We start from the raw sequence: 17,457 nt of genomic DNA on the forward strand, positions 1-17,457 counted from the left end.
TTAACGATTAATGTATGTCATAAATTTTTGCTGTATATCTTTATTATTGAAAACCCCCGAATAGTTCTCCGTAATTGTTCGGCTATTGGTATCCTTTATGCCTCGTGATGCTACACAGAGGTGGTCAGCTTCTATCCATACAGCGACATCATCATGACCTAAGACATGCTTCATACCTTCTGTAATCTGAATAGTCAGACGTTCTTGTACTTGTGGTCTTTTGGCATAATATTGGACCAAACGATTGATTTTTGATAATCCAATTACTTTTCCATGTGGAATATAAGCAACATGAACTTTTCCAATGATGGGAACAAAATGATGTTCGCAATGGGAGTAAAGTGTAATATCCTTTTCAATGAGCATCTGATCGTAGCTATATCGGTTTTCAAAGAGGCTTATTTGAGGCATATTCGCAGCATTCAATCCGCTGAATGCTTCGTTAACATACATTTTAGCTACTCTTAATGGAGTGCCACGCAGGCTATCGTCGGTCAAGTCCAATCCCAGTGTCCACATAATCTCACTAAATAATCTAGCTATTTTTTCAATTTTCTCATTGTCATTAAGTTCAAATGCATCTTCTCGTAACGGGGTGTCTATGTTACGCCCTATTACGGGCATATGCAATAAATCTTCCATATATGTTCTATTATATGTATTGTTCAGTTATTTTTTTCATCACGCGATCGACCATGGCATCACAATAAATCAGGTTGAATTCGTATAGTTCTGTCTCAGAATATATCTTTTTCAGCTCTTTTTGTAACATTCCCTTGGCCCTGTTAAGTCTTACTTTTACATTACTTTCGGTAATTTCCAGCACTTCTGCTGTTTCTGCTACATTGAGCCCGTTTATTTCTCGTAGAGAAAAAACAATACGATACTCGTCCGGAATTTTTTCCAACGATTTTTCTATGACATATCTCAGTTCTCTACTGTACACTTGCCTGTTGGTATCATTGTTTGAATTGTTAAACATGGGACATAAATTTTCATTGATATTATCAGTGGGCAATTCATTTTTATAACTGAATTTCTGTTTCTTATGATAACAGTTGTTAAGCATGATACGCATTAACCAGGTCTTGAAATTTGAACGTTGTTCAAATTGTGATAGACACCTAAAGGCGTCCAAATAACTATCCTGCATTAAATCCTGTGTATCTTCATGATTGTAATTATAAGATCGTCCTACTTTATATAGGCATGGATTAAATCTTCTTACGATCACCTCGTAGAGCGATTTTTCTCCTTGAAGTATGCAGGAAATAATCTCCGTTTCTGTCCGTTGATCCATGTCTTTCATCTATTGATTTATTGTTTTGGATAATATCCCCATTGAGAAGTCGTGATTGCTATAAATCAGTGTCTTACTATTATAGATACGAGGTTAACCAAGTTGTGACGATATACTCTCCAAGATACGAATTTTTGAGTACGAGTAAACCTACAATTATTGCTATTATGTCGACAACTACCAATTAGGTTTTTTCATTTTAAATTATCGTTTATATCCTATTAGAGTTAATGAACATATTAAAGGTTACAGGAGTAACCTGATTTTTTGCTTTTAGTGCACAATTAGTGCTTATATGGGACAAACAAGATGCTGCTATTCATCAGCCCGAGATGAGGTCGGATGAAGTTTTGGCGCATGTAGCAAAATTTATTAAACCTGGTGTTTTATTTGTTACTTATGCCATCGCAGGTAATCTGAAAAGAAGTATAAAAGCTTTGGGCTTTACTATTGCGCAAGTTCCAGGTGCGCTAGAAAAGAGAGAGATGCTACGAGCGACAAAGATATAATATGTAAAAACCTACATTAAACGATGACTTATAATAGTTAGCATGCTAATTTATTGAACTATTGTGCGGTCAAGTTGCAATGGGGGAGGCTTAGGTAGGAATACTTTTTAGGTTATGCTAGGCACTTCGTGGGATACAGGTCCCCCCTTTTTACACAAAAGAGGAGCTTATTCTGAATAATTAAGCAGTTGTCGAAAAGAAATGATGCTCAGGTTAGCTGAGTCGTAGTCTGTTTATGAAAAGGATGGCCTTTATGTATAGAAGTAATTGCTTTCCCTAAATTGTTATACACTAGTTTCGTTTAATGATATATACTACCAAAGGAGTCTATACTTATTGAGTCAAAATCAATTTCTTTCTTTTCTAAAATGTACTACATGATATGGAAAGGTGTTCCATATTTCTAAATAGCTATTAGGCTTATTGTAGACAAAGTCACCTTATTGTTAAGATGTGGATACCTTTAGGAGAAACTATTCATTCGTTGCCAATTAGTGTTCTGATTATTTGAAGAAGTACTTCCTTTTTTAGAAGAAGGAGGACATAAAACTATTGAAAATAGGTCATGTGATGGATGAAGTAACTAGCAAAAGGCATAAAGTGTTCAAGGTAAGCGGCAGATTTTCACCTGAAACAGGCATTTTGGTCTTTAAAAGCTGTTTTTCAATCATGAAGAAAGTGGTGAAGTAGCATTATTTCTATAATCGATTAATAATTGTTGCGTTAACTGTTTTAGTGAAGAGGATGTAAACTAACTATTTCTCTCGATAAGATTACTATTGGTAAAGGAGCTCCATTCTTTGCTAATACAGTAAAAAGACCGGTTAAAAGAATCGGAAGAAGGATTAAATTGTTGCGGTCTGCAAATCTTATTGAATTCTGGGGCCGAGCCCAGAGTTGTGGTTACCCGAAATAGAGAAGTCTATAAAATTATTTACTAAATGACCATTGTCTATTAAATGCGTTTTGTTTCATAATGAAGTGCAATTACGCCACAAGGAAATGTTTTCGTTTCCACAAGTTTCAGTTTTGTAGTTTCAATTATACCCTTAAATAACGGGATTCCATGTCCAAGTAAAATTGGATTGACAAATAACCAAAATTCGTCAATTAAACCTTGACTTAGTAGTGAGTGAGAAGCAGTTGGACTTCCAAAAATCAAAATTTCTTTTCCTTCTTGTTTCTTTATTTTATTTATGTTGTCTGCAAGTTCGTCGCTAATGACTGTAGTGTTGTCAAGTCCTTCCTCGCTGATGGTCTTTGATAAAACAATTTTTGCAACTTTTTTATACCAAACTGAATGTTCTTTGTCGTGTTTGGAAGCGTTTGGGTTTTCCCCTGCAGTTGGCCAATAACTTTGCATCATTTCGTAAGTTACCCGTCCATAAAGTGCAGTGTCGGCTTTGTCCGTCATAGTAGCCACAAAGTCAAATAGCTCATCGTCTAAATTTATCCAGTCCATTTCTCCGTTTGGCCCAGCTACAAAACCGTCAAGCGAAGTGTGCATGAAAAAAATTAAATGTCTCATTTTAGATATGTTTAAGTGGTTATATAACTTTTTGTTTAAGTAGTTTTTTCTATTGCTCAGCTGCCAAGCTTGTAGATAAATTCTTCTATTTCAGTTTGTCGTGCATTAGCAAAACCTTTGTCACAACCAATTTTGAGAAAGCCACTTTTTTCTAGAACGTTTTGTGAACGAAAATTGTCAAATGCAACTCGTCCAAAAATTGGTCTTGTCGTTTCAATGTCTAAAAAGTTTTTTAAAGCTTTTGTTGCAATTCCCTGTCCCCAGAATTTTTTGTCTATCCAATAGGTAATTTCGGCATCGTCCTCCATGACAAACTTTGCTATACTTCCTACAATAACATTGTCCGCTATAATTGTCTGATTATTTACGGTTGGATCATTCAATAATTTTGTGTATTTGGTCAAATATGCGGCTTTGTCTGTCGGATCTTTTGGTGTGAACGCAGCGAGATGATTTGCTTCTTTGTCAAGTTGAAAGAGAAAAAAAATAGCTAAGTCTGCAACTTCTGTTTGTCTCAATTTTATGTCAAGTTTGTCGTTCGTCATATTTTCTTGCCTTAGTTGAGTTTACCATTGTTTTTTGGGGGTCTTCCTAAAATGCCCTATAATAACACCATTTGCGAAATGAAATTTCGCTAAACATACCCCATGTCCATATAGCGTAATAGGTATCTATAAAATTAGTAATTTTTTGTCAATCAATAAGATAACTATTTTATATTTCTTGAATGGTAAAACAAAAAAACTTGGATTTTAAGTTGGTAGACTATTGGATAGGGAATGGTATAGTTCAGTAGGTATAAAACTCGAACCAGTTAATTTCATTCCAATAAAAACTATCTGAATATATTCTTTGTATCATTGTGTTTTTAACCGAGCCAAACATAAGTATTCTTTAAAAAGAAAGCATGGTCATTCGAGCCCGATTCGAGCACATTATCATTAACCATTATGATGAGTCTGGATTTTTATGCACATGCTCTTTAAATATAACAGATGCTTTCATGAAAAAGGCACGGTTCGTAAACGAAAAAAATAAATAAAGTAGAAATATGAAAACAGTAAATAATACTACGTACAAAGGTACAACAGTAAGCGTGTACGACAACAAGCATGAGGCATCTATTGCGGTAGCTCAACAGATAGCAGATTTAATTAAATCTAAAAATGAAGCTGGAGAAAAGGCAGTATTAGGTTTAGCAACGGGTGCGACACCAATTGAGGTATACAACGAACTGATTCGTATGCATAAAGAAGAAGAATTGAGCTTTCAGAATGTAATCACTTTTAACTTGGATGAGTACTACCCGATGGAGCCTACAGCCAAGCAAAGTTATGTTGCATTTATGAATGAACATCTTTTCGATCATGTAGATGTCGTGAAGGAGCATGTTAATATTCCTGATGGTGAGATAGCTAGCGATGATGTGGCTGCCTACTGTGAAGCCTACGAACAAAAGATAACAAGCTACGGCGGATTGGATCTACAGCTTTTGGGTATTGGTAGAACAGGACACGTCGGTTTTAATGAGCCGGGTTCGACAGTCGATTCGCTTACGCGACTGGTGGAACTCAATGAGGTAACCCGTGCAGATGCAGCGGCAAACTTTGATGGTATAGCCAATGTGCCCACTCATGCGATTACGATGGGTGTAGGTACGATAGCTAAAGCAAAGAAAATCATCTTAATGGCATGGGGTGAAGGTAAAGCGGAGATCGTTCAAAAAGCATTAGAGAGCGAGATCACAACAGAAGTACCCGCTACTTATTTACAAGAATTTGATGGAGTTGAAATGGTGTTGGATAAAGGTGCTGCAACTAAATTAAGTCTTTAAAAATAACCGAGTAGAAATACATGATTTAGAGGATTGTGGAAAATAGTGGACACTCTAAGTCATTTCCAGATCTTGCATGGGATGGAACCCATCCCAACGATTCTCTTCGAATCCGCCAGAAACAAAAAAAGCTTCACATTTATGTGAAGCTTTTTTTGCGATTTAGTTTGCACATTTTGTTAAAAACTAACATTGTGTTTTATTTCAACTCTCAAACAGAAAAAGTAGCTGTATTTATTAATATGACTGATTTATTACGTTAAGCACTTTTGGTCTTAAGCTTCACTCGCTCTCCCTGTGGACTAATACCGTAATTGGGTTAGTTAACGCAGATATTTTCTTTTGCGCTATTCAAATACTGCACAGAACACTACATTTACTATTCCAAACAATGTCATTGCTGTTTTATGGTTTTAGTTTTCCTATTATTACCGCAAGTTTGATGCAAATTAAATATTATGAAAAAGCTAATTTTTACAGTTCTCAGGTTCTTTATTGCGCTATTAATAGTAAATGCGCAAGGCATCAACTTCTTTCATACGTACGCTGCTGGAGGAAAGCTGCTGATGTGTGTGGATAGTTCGGCGGCAAATGTCAATTACGACAATACATTCCCAAATCAGCCTAATACATCCTTTAATTATTTACCGGAGGTCAATAATGTGAGTATCCAAATCTATTTCAGACCGACAGACCCGGTACAGCACTATCGTTATAGTATTTTAGCTGATGATGAGCCCATCGTGGTTAATAAGCCAATCGACCTCGCGCAATTAAAAGAGGTGGATATGTCGGGCGAACCATTCAGATTTAGAACACTAGGTGTTTTTCCTATTAAAGGGAAAACCATTACAACCTTAGTCTACAGCATCGAAAAGCCGTTAGATATATAGATAGAGCTGTTTTTTACGGGAAGCCTATTCCAAAAGCTAAAATTAAGGCTATAGCAAAACGCTTTGCAACTGATGAAGGAGTTGACTACAGTTATATTACTGATCCAAAAGAAAAAACAGGAAAAAAAAGAAAGTCAATCGGTACATAGGGGAATTGATGCAAGGCAAAAGGAAACGGAATAAAGGAAGGGAGGGTGCGACGGCATGTGTTTATGCCGTAGTCTTTTGCGGGCTGAGGGTTGAATGCCCTGTGTACTTTGAATGTCTTTTTCGACTGTTCTTTTGATAAAACTGATATTCCTAATCTTATCTTTCTCTAAAGATTTATGAATTCAAAAGCTATATTATTTTATAGGGAATTGGAAGATGATTTGTGGTTGCGACGGCAAGGTAAGCAGCTTTCAATTTGCTATATTGAGCTGCTAAAAGCTCTTTTACGAATGGAATGTGAAATGGAGTAAATGTGCTTTGCAGCGTGGTGGGGTTCATGATAAAAACTGCGTGAGTGATTGAAGAGAAAAGCCCACAGCCGGGCGAGAACTTGCAACGAAAAGCGCGGTCCAAAATAAGACAAGCCCAGTTAAAAAGAAGCTATACCGTAATTTCAGCATGCACCTAGGAAAAATCATAAAAATTGGATCATGCTTCTTTTATTGAGGAACCTGAAAATTTGTTATGAAATTGTTACACTTCCTAATTTTCTATACCCTAAAATCCATTAATTAAAAAAATTACGAAATCGCAGTTGATTTATTGTTTTTATTAACTTATATAGGTTAAAAAAAGTTATCTATTTCGTTAATTAAAGTTTATGATTATTTTTATTGTATATTTATAATACTAACCATAAGAACTAGATTATGAGAAAAATTTATTTGTATTTAGCTATTTTTATCTTCTTTTCGTGTAACAGGGAGGATATTAATAAGGACAACTTGCCACAGATGCATGGCTGAACGATACAAAACTTGAAATTGATGCTATCAAAGCAAGAGGAACTCAGGGAACCAATGTTGCGGCTATTCTATTGAAGAAAGTCAAATATACTCAGCTATTATCCGGTAACATGGTCTCTGCTATAAAAACAAAGGCAGCTGGAGGAAATGTCGCAAAACCGCCACCCCCAAAATGTGAGGATAGTGAATATGTAAAGGGTCCACTTCTTACAACAAATTGGGACCAAATCGGTGGCTAAAATAATTATATGCCGGCGAAAAGTTGTACTCCTTTTTATTGCAATGGTAAAGCTTTTACTGGTTGTGTAGCCACTGCAATGGCATAGGTCATGAGATATCATCAGTATCCAACTACATTTAATTATAGCATTATGCCCAGTAGTGTTCCAAATTATTCAGATGTTTCTGCAGGGGCAAATGAAATATCTAAACTGATGTGGCTGGCAGCGGATGCAGTTGGTTCAAATTATAACTGTGATGGAAACCGGAGCGGCTGCCAACATAAGTGATATTTCCTCTACTTTTAAAAGTCTTGGGTATTCCACTTCCGCAACTTCGGGTGATTTTAATTCTTCGACAGTTTTGAGTGAAATAACAAGTAACAGGCCCGCTATATTATCAGGTTACAGTACCAAGAGCGGATCAATTTTTCCTACATACGGTGGCGGACATGTATGGATAGTAGACGGAGCTCACCAGCTCATAACATGTTCCGAAACTTTACCCGATGGTTCAACAGTTGGAGGAGGGGGATATCTGTGGCTCCACATGAATTGGGGATGGGGTGGTTCGCATAACGGCTGGTTCGGGTATGCCAATGCAGATTCAGGTAATGGAAATTACCAATATAAACGACAAATGGTTTATTCTATTCATAAATAAAATCAATATGAACAAGTTATTGTTAATAATCGTAAGTGTTCTTTCTTTCATTGCATGTAAGAAAGAGGAAACTAAGCAAACAAACCTATATGACAAGGTTCAGCTAAATTTAGTAGATGAGAATGGTATAAATGTCCTTAATTCGAAGTTGACAATAGCTGATCTGGATCTATATTACGTCACAAGTGCAGGTGATAAAATCCTTCAAAATCATGAAAACCTGGATTTTCCAAAGAATATGAATATTATAAATGATAGGCAGGATAAGATGCTGATTGTGTTTGCAAATGTGGACGCTCAAAATAATGAGTTTGCTGAAAGCATATTAAAAGTTAAAGGTTATAATGATATAACAATTAAGGTTAAGGTTCAAAAAACCGGTGGTAGCGTTGGGTACTCAGATCTATTTGTAAATGGAGAAAGTATTTCGATAGACTTGCGGGCTAAGCCACTGAAGGTACAACTTAAAAAATAATTATCTAAAAAATGACGAAGACCACTGATCAGTGGTCTTCGTCATTTCTCACTTATGGCTTATAAAATCGCCCACCCCCTCTAATAGCAGAATTGATATAAATCATCTATATCAAAAAAGTTCGACCGTTTAATAAATACACTGCAAATTTTCATCCCTACACTGGCAATCCGTTAAGATGATTTATGACTAGAAGGGTAACTTCTGTTCGAATACAGCAGATACAAAAAAAGCTTCACATTTATGTGAAGCTTTTTTTGTGATCCAGCTGGGATTCGAACCCAGGACCCATACATTAAAAGTGTATTGCTCTACCAGCTGAGCTACTAAATCGTACTCTTTATTTCTGAAGTTTCCTTCGTTGTTTGGAGTGATGCAAAGGTAGAAAAATACTTGACATATGCCAAACGTATGTCGTAATTATTCCTTAAATCCTTTATTTTGAGGGAGAATATTTTTTTAAGATGCTATTTTTAGACTGTGATTTTCTGATTTACGTGCTCATTCGACCAAAATTAAAGGCTTCAAATACCTATTTAATCTTAAAATATGCATTTATTGCACCGCGATATTAAAAATTGATATCCCAGATTCCAACTGATCGCTCTAATTCTACAAGCGCTACAGCATTATTGAACCGTATTTCATAATAATGTTGTTGCACTTCATTGTAGGTACGTTGTGCCGTTAACACTTCTAATAAACTCGTTTCACCTCGTTTGTAGCTATATAGTTTGCCATCTAAGATAGATTTTGCATCTTGAAGTAAGCCGTTATCAAATTGTTGTAGTTGTTTTTGGGTGGCTTCGTATTGGTAAAATGCTTGGGTAACATCGCGCTGTACCTGCAACTCGACCTGACTATATGCCACTTCCGATTGTTGAGCGGTATAGTAAGCAGCTTTTAGTTCTCCTTTTCGTTTGTTGGAAAATTTTAATGGAACCCGTACTCCAATATTGCTTTGTGTGAAAGAAGGGCTGGGAGCGGTTTCATTTTTAGCTGTTTCATTGTATTCCACACCGGCAACTAAGCCCAAATCAATGATTCTATTGGCCTTTGCCAATTTTATCATCTTTTCGGACACATCCTTATTTTGCAACGCGTATAGCAGATCTGCGCGATTCAGTTGTGCGCTCTCGATCAGTTTCTGCCAATTGGAAGTTTCTATGGAAGGCTGAAAAATCTCCAACAGTTGCCAACAAGGTGCCCATTTGCGAATTTCCCATCAGTAAGGCTAGATTACTCAGCGATGATTTCCAACTTCCAATAGACGAAGTGGCTTCATTCCATAGGGTTGAGGCTTCGAGTTTACTTTGTTTAGCATCTACTTCTGTAATGGCACCTAATTTCGCTCGCATACTATCCGATTTTGCTAATTGGCTCATCGCTTCGTAGGAATTGAGCTGCAGTTTTACAAGCTGTTCATGTTGGATGCTAAGTAGATATTGAAGGGTGGCATCTGCTTGAAGATTTCGAAAATAGTCAATCAGAATGTGTTTGCTGAGTTCGGATTCACTTTTAGCAAGATCTACGCGCGCCTTCCGTTTTCCTCCAAGCTCTATTGTCCAATCAAGTTCAGCGGTGTATCCGTAACCCATCTTTTTATTGCGCTGGTCGTTATTAAAGATACCGGCACTGAATTCGGGATCTGGGATAACTTTAGCCATCTCTATACCGGCTTCTGAAATAGGAATATTGAATTTTTCTGCAGCAAAAGCCTTATTGTTCTTGGCTACAGCTTCCATATAATCGGAGTAAGCGATTGTTTTTTTTTGAAAAGAAGTATCGACCTGACCTTGTGCTACCGCAGTGAGCACAAGGATGTAGCAGGTGAGTAATAGATTTTTCTTATTTATTTTTTTGACGTTTAACATGTCCTTGTTTTTATGGTGAATACTAATGCTCCTTTTTTTTAGCGTTCTTTTTCTCTAAAAGATAATAGAGCGATGGCAAAGCATAGAGTGTGATGATGGTCGCAAAGAATAATCCGTAAACGATTACAGTAGCCAATGGTCTTTGCACATCCGAACCGATGCCTGTAGCTAGGGATGCGGGTAGTAGGCCTAAAATAGCAACTGTAGCCGTCATGATGACCGGTCTAAAGCGATGTTGTGAACCTTCAGAAACAGCTTGTCGTAAGGAATAGCCTTTTTTTCGTAAGGTATTGAATTGTGATATCATCAATACTCCGTTTTGAATGGCAACACCAAAAAGAGCAATGAAACCAACTACCGAAGATACATTGAGGGTCATTCCACGAACATTTAAGGCAAGCATGCCACCAAATATGGCAAGTGGGACAACGCTCATCAGCAATCCTGCTTGGGCAAAACTCCCAAAAGCACCATAAAGGAGTATGAACATAATCGCTAATGCTATAGGTACGATGATGGCCAGATGTTGATATGCTCGATTTTGATTCTCAAATTGACCGCCCCATTTGATTTTAATACTGTCGTGGTCATAGGGGATATCCTGTTCTATTTTAGCTTGTGCTTCTTTTAAAAATGAACTCAAATCATTGCCGCGGAGGTTAAGACGTACTGTTAAATGTCTTTTATTCATCTCGCGAGCGATGGTGCTCTCACCTGTATTGAGTTTTACTTCAGCAATCTGCGATAGTGGAATTTTAGCTCCTGATTCATTGGTGAGCATCAGATTTCCTATTTTTTCCGGTGTATTGCGACTTTCTTCATTATAACGACAGATAATATCATATACTTTTCCTTCTTGAAATATTTGAGAAATCGCTTTTCCGCCGATAGCCGTTTCAATAAGGTCTGAAACATCAGCGATGTTTAGTCCGTATTGCGCTATTTTGTTGCGATCTGCTTTAATCTGTAACTGGGGCAATGGGGGCTCTTGATCAATAGCCAAATCTACTGCGCCTTTTACTTTTCGTAATGTCGAAAGCACTTCTTCTGCTACCCTACGGATTTCCTTGAAATCTTCGCCATATACTTTTACCACCAATTCGCTATGTGCTCCGGCTATTTTATCCATGACACCATCTATCATGGGTTGAGAAAAGGCAACATCATAACCGGGCATCTGTGCATATTCTGCAGCAAGTTCTTCGATGAGATCAGCTTTGGTTCGACCATTTTTCCATTGTTTATAAGGGAGCAATCCGACGCTACACTCAAAATGTGAAGGTGTCCAAGCGTCTGTGCCATCATCATTACGGCCGGCTTGTACCATGATATAGGTCACTTCATCGTACTTTAAGGTGCGAGCCCGTAGCGTATCGCTCATTTCTTTTGATTTTTCTACCGTTATTCCAGGAGGAAGAGACACTTGTAGCCAGATGGAACCTTCGTCCAATGGGGGTAGAAAGTCTTTACCAACTGTAGATGTCAGTAACACAGCACCAGAGAATATAAGTACTAGAGGTAAAAACACACGTTTTGGATGCTGTAATAATTTATTCACATGGCGATGGTAGCCAGATGTTATTTTCTCCAACCATTTATTATGATATACTTTTTGAGGCTTTCTATAGACCACGTAAGCAAGTCCTGGAATCAGAAATAAGGCTACTAATAGTGCTCCTAATAAGGCATAACCTACTGTGAACGCCATAGGAGTGAATAATTTTTTCTCCACGCGTTCAAAGGCAAACAAGGGAATGTAGGCAGTGATGATAATAATCGTTGCGAAAAATATCGGTTTAGCCATTTGCTTGACTAGGGATGCCACGCCAAACTCGGTGAGTTCTTCATGTTCATTTTCCTCTCTTTTTTTCAATATCGCTTCCATCATCACAATTGCACCATCGACGATAATCCCAAAATCAATAGCACCCAATGACAGTAAGTTGGCTGGAACATTGGTGAAATGCATGAGGATAAAGGCAGTTAATAAGGCTACTGGTATGGTAATAGCAACCAGTAGCGCACCGCGCCAACTTCCTAAAAATACAATCAGTACGATAATGACTAATCCCATTCCTTCTAAAAGAGTGTGTGAAACGGTTTGTAACGTCGTTTCAACCAGGTGGGTACGGTCCATGAACGGATGGATCTGGACTCCTTCTGGTAGAATGCTATCATTTAGTTCTTCAACAGCTGCGTTCACGCCTTCTAAAACAACCGATGGATTTTGTCCCTTCAATAAGAGCACGATTCCCTCGATATTGTCTGAATAGTTTACACCACGTTTGTCTGAATAGCCTAAAGCACCTTTTCGTTCTAGATTGCCATATTTGATTTGACCGATATCTTTCATCAAAATTGCTGTACCCTGTTGTGATTTGACTACAATATTGCCAATATCATCCAATGTTCTGACAAGTCCAATACCTCTTACAACGTAAGACTGATCTCCTCTATTCATCACGCTTCCACCTGCATTGGTGTTATTGGCTTCGACTTTATTAACGACCTCACTCAGGGAAATTCCATATTGCTCCAATTTTTGTGGCTCGATTTCAATCTGAAATTGTGTGGTAATCCCCCCGAAATTAGTCACATCGACTACGCCCGATACTTGTTTTATACGGGGTATGATGACGAAAGTTTGCAGATCGGTTAGTTCACGTAGGTCATGCGATTTACTTTCGATGATGTACCGGAATATCTCGCCTGTAGGGGAGGTGAGGGGGTCAAGATTTGGTGCTGCCTGATAGGGAAGTTCCAAATCTGCCAGGCGCTCCTGAATCCTTGCTCTTGCGAAATAATCGTCTGTTCCATCTTGAAAGACAATCGTGACCATGGAAAGCCCGAATGTACTTTTACTACGCATGACATGCATACCTGGTAAGCCGTTTATAGCACGCTCTATTGGAATGGTAATCTGTTGTTCTATTTCTTCGGCTGCAAGACCCGGTACTTGTGTCACCACTTGTGAACTGACGTCGCCGATATCGGGGTAAGCTTCTATAGAAAGTTGGGTCCATGAGTAATATCCAAAGAAGGTCATTAGCGTAAAAAGTGCTAAAATAAGCCAGCGTTTGGCGATGGTATTGGTGAATATGTTTTTCATCAGAATAACTTATTTTTAAAGGCGATGAAGCTATCAGGAGCACGACTTAATTTTGTGAGCTCTTGTATCCATGATGGTTTCACTGCTAATATGTTTTGTATTGTTCTTTATTTCGCATTTAGTAAATAGAATGCACCTTCACTGATAATGCTGTCTCCTGCGATTAAACCCGCTACAATCTGTACTTTACCCTCCTCTGTGACACCGGTCTCCACATCACGTTTTACATATTTGTTTTTACCGATTTGCACGAGTACATAACTTTGGTCATTGTATTGCAACAGTGATTTTTCGGGTATAAAGATCGCGTCGGATGGTTTTTCAATAAAATTGACCGTTACATACATCCCAGGCTTGAGCAGGCGATCTGGGTTCTGACACTCGATAAGCACTTGCACGCTGCGTGTATCTTCATTGACGATCTCATCAATGTGGTAAATGCTACCCTTTATCTTCTTGCCTGGGAAGGCTGCAATAGCAATTTCAGCAACATCAAGTTTATTGATGAGATGGAGATGTTGTTCTTTCACCATACCTACGACCCAGACTTTGCTCAATTCGGCGACCTTTGCACGAGGAGTTTCGTCCGATTTGATGTATTGACCCATGACGATATCATTCGTGATGACTTCTCCTGCTATAGGTGATCGAACAATAAGGGGTTGTCCTAAAACGAGCTTCTCTACATTTACATTGAATATCTGGAGTGAGGCTAAAGCATTTTGATATTCTTTCTGAGTAATCTCATAATTTGCCCTTGCTTCTTCGACATCTTTTTCTGAGCCGACTCCATTAATTTTGAGGTCTTGTTGTCGTTTTAAAATTAGTCCTGCATTTTGATAGGCTGTTTTTGCTTGAAAAAATAGCTTTTGCGTGTCTGTAAATTCAGGTGAGGCGAGCTCAAATAAAGGAGTGCCTGGTTTTGTCTTCATCCCTAATTTAAGTTGCACGGCGGTCACTCTTCCTGAAAAAGGAGAAGCAATCTCTGCATATAGATTAGGAATAGCTTTCACTGTTCCTGCTGCTACGAGCTCGAGCTGATGCGATTCTTGTTGTATGGTAATGGTCTTTAACTGTGCGATTACTTGTGCTTTATCGTGTACATAAATGGTATCTCCGCTAACAGTGAAATCTGCTATTTTTTCATGTTCGACTTTTGTTTGGCAACCCAATAGGGATAGCGAAATAAAAAGGATTCTTATAAAAGTGATGTGTTTTTTTTTTGTTGTTTTCATTAGAATTAATTGTCTATTCATTAATCTATTCGTTTTTTAAAGGCCTTCATGCTGCCTTAAAGATTTTATCGATATCGCTTTATTTACTTATTTGGTCCTTCTTTTTAGTAGAGGGCCATTTGTATTTTTTTTACAATGCAAAAGTGCGCAACTTAGCGTGCGATAGCTGTTAGAGGAGTGATAGAAAAATATTAGAATTTTATTAGAAAGGTATTTGTATTAAAGATGAGATCGATAATAGCGTGCGTTTGAAAGTCTTTCACACTGGGGTTGGTGAAAAACCGTGTTTTTCCTGATTAGCAGTGCGGTAAAATGATGGTGAACCTGGTTCCCTTGTTTTCTTGTGAAGCTACAGTTATTTCACCTTTATGGAGTGCCACAATTTTTTGTGTGAGGGGCAAACCAATACCGTGTCCATAAGTATATGTTCTATTCTCCCCTCTATAAAATGGGGTGAAAATTTGAAGTAAGTCATGTTCTGAAATACCGATTCCCTTATCAACGAATAATAAAGTTATATTTTTACTGTCAAATCGGACCGACACGGTACAGCGATGTGGAGTAGAAAATTTGCACCCGTTTTCAAAAAGATTAGTGAATGCTACTTTTAGTAGGTATTCATTGCCATTGACTGAAATCTGGTCATCATTGTCTATCTCATCTTCAAAATGGATATCGATTTTGAAGTCTGAATTTGTTTTTTGGACTTGTTGTCTGGCATCTAATAAGACTTCATCGACACGAATCGGCTTGAATGCAATTTCTGTAGGATCGTAACTGGCTTTTGCCAAGTCGAGTAGGCTGTTGGATAAACGGACTAATTTTTTCGAGTCGTTTAAAGCGTCCTTAATCGCTGTTTGATATTCACTAGGCGTACGTTCTTTGTTGCTTGATAGTTCAAGCTCTGTAATAATAGCGGCTAGTGGGGTGCGCAATTCATGTGAAATATTCGAGACGAAATTCTTTTGTGCATCGAAGGAACTCTCCAAGCGGTTGAGCATTTCATTGAATGTATTGGCAAGTTCAGAAAGCTCATCTTTATTACCATTGTTTGATAATCGTAAATCTAGGTTTGTAGCGGAAATGTTCTTTGCTTTCGCAATCATGGCACGCACAGGTTCAAATGCTTTTTTAGAAAAAAAGATGCCTGCTACAAGTATGAATAAAATAGAAATAATAAAAACAAGGATACTGTTGTGGAGTAAGTTATTGAGTTTACTATAACCATATTGATCATACGCAGCTGCGGTAACGATATATTTCTTGCCTTCATAGATATACTGTAAGCCTATTACTTGCCAGCCTTCCTGATAAAATTCAATTTCCCCTTTTTGGTATATTTCATCAATCATTGGCTTGGTTTCTTTGACAAAATCTAGGTCAACAGCATCATGATACAGTAGGTCAAAGTGGGTGTTATAAATGGCAACTTCAACTTCATTGAGTATTTTTCGGTTATTATGGTAGATATCTTGCAATATCTTTTTGTCAACATTAGCGTTTAGAAAGAGATTGGCCTTGGTAATGGCTTCTTTCTTGAGTAGGTTGTAAAACTCAATTTGCCGGTTTTCCTTAGCAGATAAATAAATCACGGTAGCAAACAGACCTAATATGATTGCCGTTGTTACTGTAAATAGTATAATCAGTCGCGTTCTTATTTTCATGATTCCTTCTTCAGAATAAAGCCCATTCCAGATTTTGTATGAATAAGTTTTTTATCAAAATTGCGGTCTATTTTTTTTCTAAGATAGTTGATGTATACGTCAATAAAGTTGGTACCAGTGTCGAAATGGGTCTCCCAAACTTTATCAGCTATTTCTACGCGAGACAATACCCGATTCGGATTTTGCATCAAATATTCCAATAACTTGAATTCTTTTGGAGTTAAATCGATCTCTTGTTGATTCCGTTTTACGATTTTGCTGTGTAAGTTCATTTCGAGATCCTCATAGCGCAAGACAAAACCTTGGCTGTTTGACTGATGTTGATTTCGCTTTAGTAATGCTCTAATTCGTACTAAAAGCTCACGCATTTCGAAAGGTTTTACTAAATAGTCATCTGCTCCAGCATCGAAGCCTTCTACTTTATCGTCCGTCGTACCAAGTGCAGTAAGCATGATGATCGGTAGGTCAGGTCTTGTTTGTCTAATGTGTTTACAAAGATCTAACCCGTCCATTTTGGGAAGGATGATATCGGTAATAATCAGATCGAAATTATCTTGCGAAGACAGCTTTTTTCCAGAAAGGCCATCGTATGCCAAAGTGGTCGTAAAGCCTTGTTCTTCCAGTCCTCTTTTTATAAGTTCTGCAACACGTTGGTCGTCTTCTACAATTAATATTTTCATCAGAATAAATTGTTTTTTAATTGCGATAAAGCTATCATGAGCACCTAATTCATCACGGTTTGTGAAATCTTGTAGCCCATAATGGTTTCATTAGATAAATTGCTTCGTGAGCTTGTAAACTCGGATATTTATATCTGTATTTTTTTAACGGGATATATGAACTCACCAACGCTGAGTCCTATACCCATTGTATTTGTTCAGATACAAACTTACAATTTAAGATGCTATTATTGTAATCAGGAAACTTTGCTAATTTATTTTTGTTGTAACCAGCATGATACTTGCTTCATGTTGGCGGTCTTATTTTTAAGGTGAAAAACGTATTGCCAGTAGATATTACTTTAATTTTATTGAAAAATCAGAAAAACTAAATTAATAAATGTTGGAAATTAATTTTTAAGGTTTTTTAATTAACTTCGTATTAGGTTACTGCCGTATATTTTTATAGACCAATTAGTATGCAGTTGAGAAGGTGATTAGTAATTGGATATAAAGTGTAATTGTAGCACTAATAGATC

The 17,457-nt window shown here is 37.5% G+C and carries 15 protein-coding genes and 1 tRNA gene; 5 read left to right on the top strand and 11 right to left on the bottom strand.

From position 1 onward, the window contains the following. Both folE and ACFX5U_RS05430 read right to left on the bottom strand, forming a co-directional pair. Complete coding sequence (folE, locus tag ACFX5U_RS05425) at window positions 1-642, bottom strand: GTP cyclohydrolase I FolE (protein ID WP_051959785.1); 642 nt, start codon at window positions 640-642, stop codon at window positions 1-3. Window positions 643-652: 10 nt separating this feature from the next. Then, the gene (locus ACFX5U_RS05430) at window positions 653-1,309 is read right to left on the bottom strand and encodes a sigma-70 family RNA polymerase sigma factor (RefSeq protein WP_038696875.1); all 657 of its coding nucleotides are present in this window, start codon (window positions 1,307-1,309) and stop codon (window positions 653-655) included. Window positions 1,310-1,587: 278 nt separating this feature from the next. On the opposite strand from ACFX5U_RS05430, the gene ACFX5U_RS05435 reads away from it, so the two are divergent. Next, window positions 1,588-1,809 carry an MnmC family methyltransferase gene (locus ACFX5U_RS05435; protein ID WP_400262714.1) on the top strand — a complete coding sequence of 74 codons (222 nt, stop codon included), beginning with the start codon at window positions 1,588-1,590 and terminating at the stop codon, window positions 1,807-1,809. 955 nt (window positions 1,810-2,764) lie between these two features. Here ACFX5U_RS05435 and ACFX5U_RS05440 read toward each other — a convergent pair. Further along, entirely contained in the window at window positions 2,765-3,337 is a 573-nt protein-coding gene (locus ACFX5U_RS05440; RefSeq protein ID WP_400262715.1) for a dihydrofolate reductase family protein, read from the bottom strand. A gap of 56 nt (window positions 3,338-3,393) precedes the next feature. Next, entirely contained in the window at window positions 3,394-3,882 is a 489-nt protein-coding gene (locus tag ACFX5U_RS05445) for a GNAT family N-acetyltransferase (protein ID WP_280569582.1), read from the bottom strand. 506 nt (window positions 3,883-4,388) lie between these two features. On the opposite strand from ACFX5U_RS05445, the gene nagB reads away from it, so the two are divergent. From nagB to ACFX5U_RS05465, 4 genes are all read left to right on the top strand, one after another. Continuing rightward, window positions 4,389-5,171 carry a glucosamine-6-phosphate deaminase gene (gene nagB, locus ACFX5U_RS05450; protein WP_400262716.1) on the top strand — a complete coding sequence of 261 codons (783 nt, stop codon included), beginning with the start codon at window positions 4,389-4,391 and terminating at the stop codon, window positions 5,169-5,171. Window positions 5,172-5,629: 458 nt separating this feature from the next. After that, a complete protein-coding gene (locus ACFX5U_RS05455; protein ID WP_400262717.1) occupies window positions 5,630-6,064 on the top strand; it encodes a hypothetical protein in 435 nt (144 codons plus the stop codon). Between the two features lie 1,433 nt (window positions 6,065-7,497). Further along, window positions 7,498-7,902 (top strand): C10 family peptidase, encoded by a 405-nt coding sequence (locus ACFX5U_RS05460; RefSeq protein ID WP_400262718.1) that lies wholly within the window; start codon window positions 7,498-7,500, stop codon window positions 7,900-7,902. 7 nt (window positions 7,903-7,909) lie between these two features. Further along, window positions 7,910-8,377 (top strand): hypothetical protein, encoded by a 468-nt coding sequence (locus tag ACFX5U_RS05465; RefSeq protein WP_400262719.1) that lies wholly within the window; start codon window positions 7,910-7,912, stop codon window positions 8,375-8,377. A gap of 260 nt (window positions 8,378-8,637) precedes the next feature. On the opposite strand, the gene ACFX5U_RS05470 is transcribed toward ACFX5U_RS05465, so the two are convergent. The 7 genes from ACFX5U_RS05470 to ACFX5U_RS05500 all read right to left on the bottom strand — a co-directional run bounded on the left by ACFX5U_RS05470 (window position 8,638) and on the right by ACFX5U_RS05500 (window position 16,939). Further along, a tRNA-Lys gene (locus tag ACFX5U_RS05470) sits at window positions 8,638-8,710 on the bottom strand. Window positions 8,711-8,948: 238 nt separating this feature from the next. Next, the gene (locus ACFX5U_RS05475) at window positions 8,949-9,566 is read right to left on the bottom strand and encodes a TolC family protein (protein ID WP_400262720.1); all 618 of its coding nucleotides are present in this window, start codon (window positions 9,564-9,566) and stop codon (window positions 8,949-8,951) included. Then, complete coding sequence (locus ACFX5U_RS05480; protein WP_400262721.1) at window positions 9,466-10,251, bottom strand: TolC family protein; 786 nt, start codon at window positions 10,249-10,251, stop codon at window positions 9,466-9,468. The genes ACFX5U_RS05475 and ACFX5U_RS05480 overlap by 101 nt, the downstream gene beginning before the upstream one ends. Before the next feature lie 22 nt (window positions 10,252-10,273). Beyond that, window positions 10,274-13,360, bottom strand: a complete 3,087-nt coding sequence (locus ACFX5U_RS05485; protein WP_400262722.1) for an efflux RND transporter permease subunit — start codon at window positions 13,358-13,360, stop codon at window positions 10,274-10,276. A 107-nt stretch (window positions 13,361-13,467) separates the two neighbouring features. Then, the gene (locus ACFX5U_RS05490; protein ID WP_051959788.1) at window positions 13,468-14,616 is read right to left on the bottom strand and encodes an efflux RND transporter periplasmic adaptor subunit; all 1,149 of its coding nucleotides are present in this window, start codon (window positions 14,614-14,616) and stop codon (window positions 13,468-13,470) included. 275 nt (window positions 14,617-14,891) lie between these two features. Continuing rightward, window positions 14,892-16,259 carry an ATP-binding protein gene (locus ACFX5U_RS05495; RefSeq protein WP_400262723.1) on the bottom strand — a complete coding sequence of 456 codons (1,368 nt, stop codon included), beginning with the start codon at window positions 16,257-16,259 and terminating at the stop codon, window positions 14,892-14,894. Further along, the gene (locus ACFX5U_RS05500; protein WP_038696893.1) at window positions 16,256-16,939 is read right to left on the bottom strand and encodes a response regulator transcription factor; all 684 of its coding nucleotides are present in this window, start codon (window positions 16,937-16,939) and stop codon (window positions 16,256-16,258) included. Before ACFX5U_RS05500 ends, ACFX5U_RS05495 begins: the two co-directional genes overlap by 4 nt. Window positions 16,940-17,457: the final 518 nt, after the last annotated feature.

The sequence above is a fragment of the Sphingobacterium sp. SG20118 genome, assembly GCF_044740685.1.
Classification (GTDB): Bacteria; Bacteroidota; Bacteroidia; order Sphingobacteriales; family Sphingobacteriaceae; genus Sphingobacterium.

Bases quoted from the DNA above. Each gene is read 5' to 3' on its own strand.
- ACFX5U_RS05500 (WP_038696893.1), bottom strand. From the start codon at position 16,939: ATGAAAATATTAATTGTAGAAGACGACCAACGTGTTGCAGAACTTATA.
- ACFX5U_RS05480 (WP_400262721.1), bottom strand. From the start codon at position 10,251: ATGTTAAACGTCAAAAAAATAAATAAGAAAAATCTATTACTCACCTGC.
- ACFX5U_RS05485 (WP_400262722.1), bottom strand. From the start codon at position 13,360: ATGAAAAACATATTCACCAATACCATCGCCAAACGCTGGCTTATTTTA.
- ACFX5U_RS05445 (WP_280569582.1), bottom strand. From the start codon at position 3,882: ATGACGAACGACAAACTTGACATAAAATTGAGACAAACAGAAGTTGCA.
- ACFX5U_RS05430 (WP_038696875.1), bottom strand. From the start codon at position 1,309: ATGAAAGACATGGATCAACGGACAGAAACGGAGATTATTTCCTGCATA.
- ACFX5U_RS05455 (WP_400262717.1), top strand. From the start codon at position 5,630: ATGAAAAAGCTAATTTTTACAGTTCTCAGGTTCTTTATTGCGCTATTA.
- ACFX5U_RS05495 (WP_400262723.1), bottom strand. From the start codon at position 16,259: ATGAAAATAAGAACGCGACTGATTATACTATTTACAGTAACAACGGCA.
- ACFX5U_RS05460 (WP_400262718.1), top strand. From the start codon at position 7,498: ATGGAAACCGGAGCGGCTGCCAACATAAGTGATATTTCCTCTACTTTT.
- ACFX5U_RS05440 (WP_400262715.1), bottom strand. From the start codon at position 3,337: ATGAGACATTTAATTTTTTTCATGCACACTTCGCTTGACGGTTTTGTA.
- ACFX5U_RS05490 (WP_051959788.1), bottom strand. From the start codon at position 14,616: ATGAATAGACAATTAATTCTAATGAAAACAACAAAAAAAAAACACATC.
- ACFX5U_RS05465 (WP_400262719.1), top strand. From the start codon at position 7,910: ATGAACAAGTTATTGTTAATAATCGTAAGTGTTCTTTCTTTCATTGCA.
- nagB (WP_400262716.1), top strand. From the start codon at position 4,389: ATGAAAACAGTAAATAATACTACGTACAAAGGTACAACAGTAAGCGTG.
- folE (WP_051959785.1), bottom strand. From the start codon at position 642: ATGGAAGATTTATTGCATATGCCCGTAATAGGGCGTAACATAGACACC.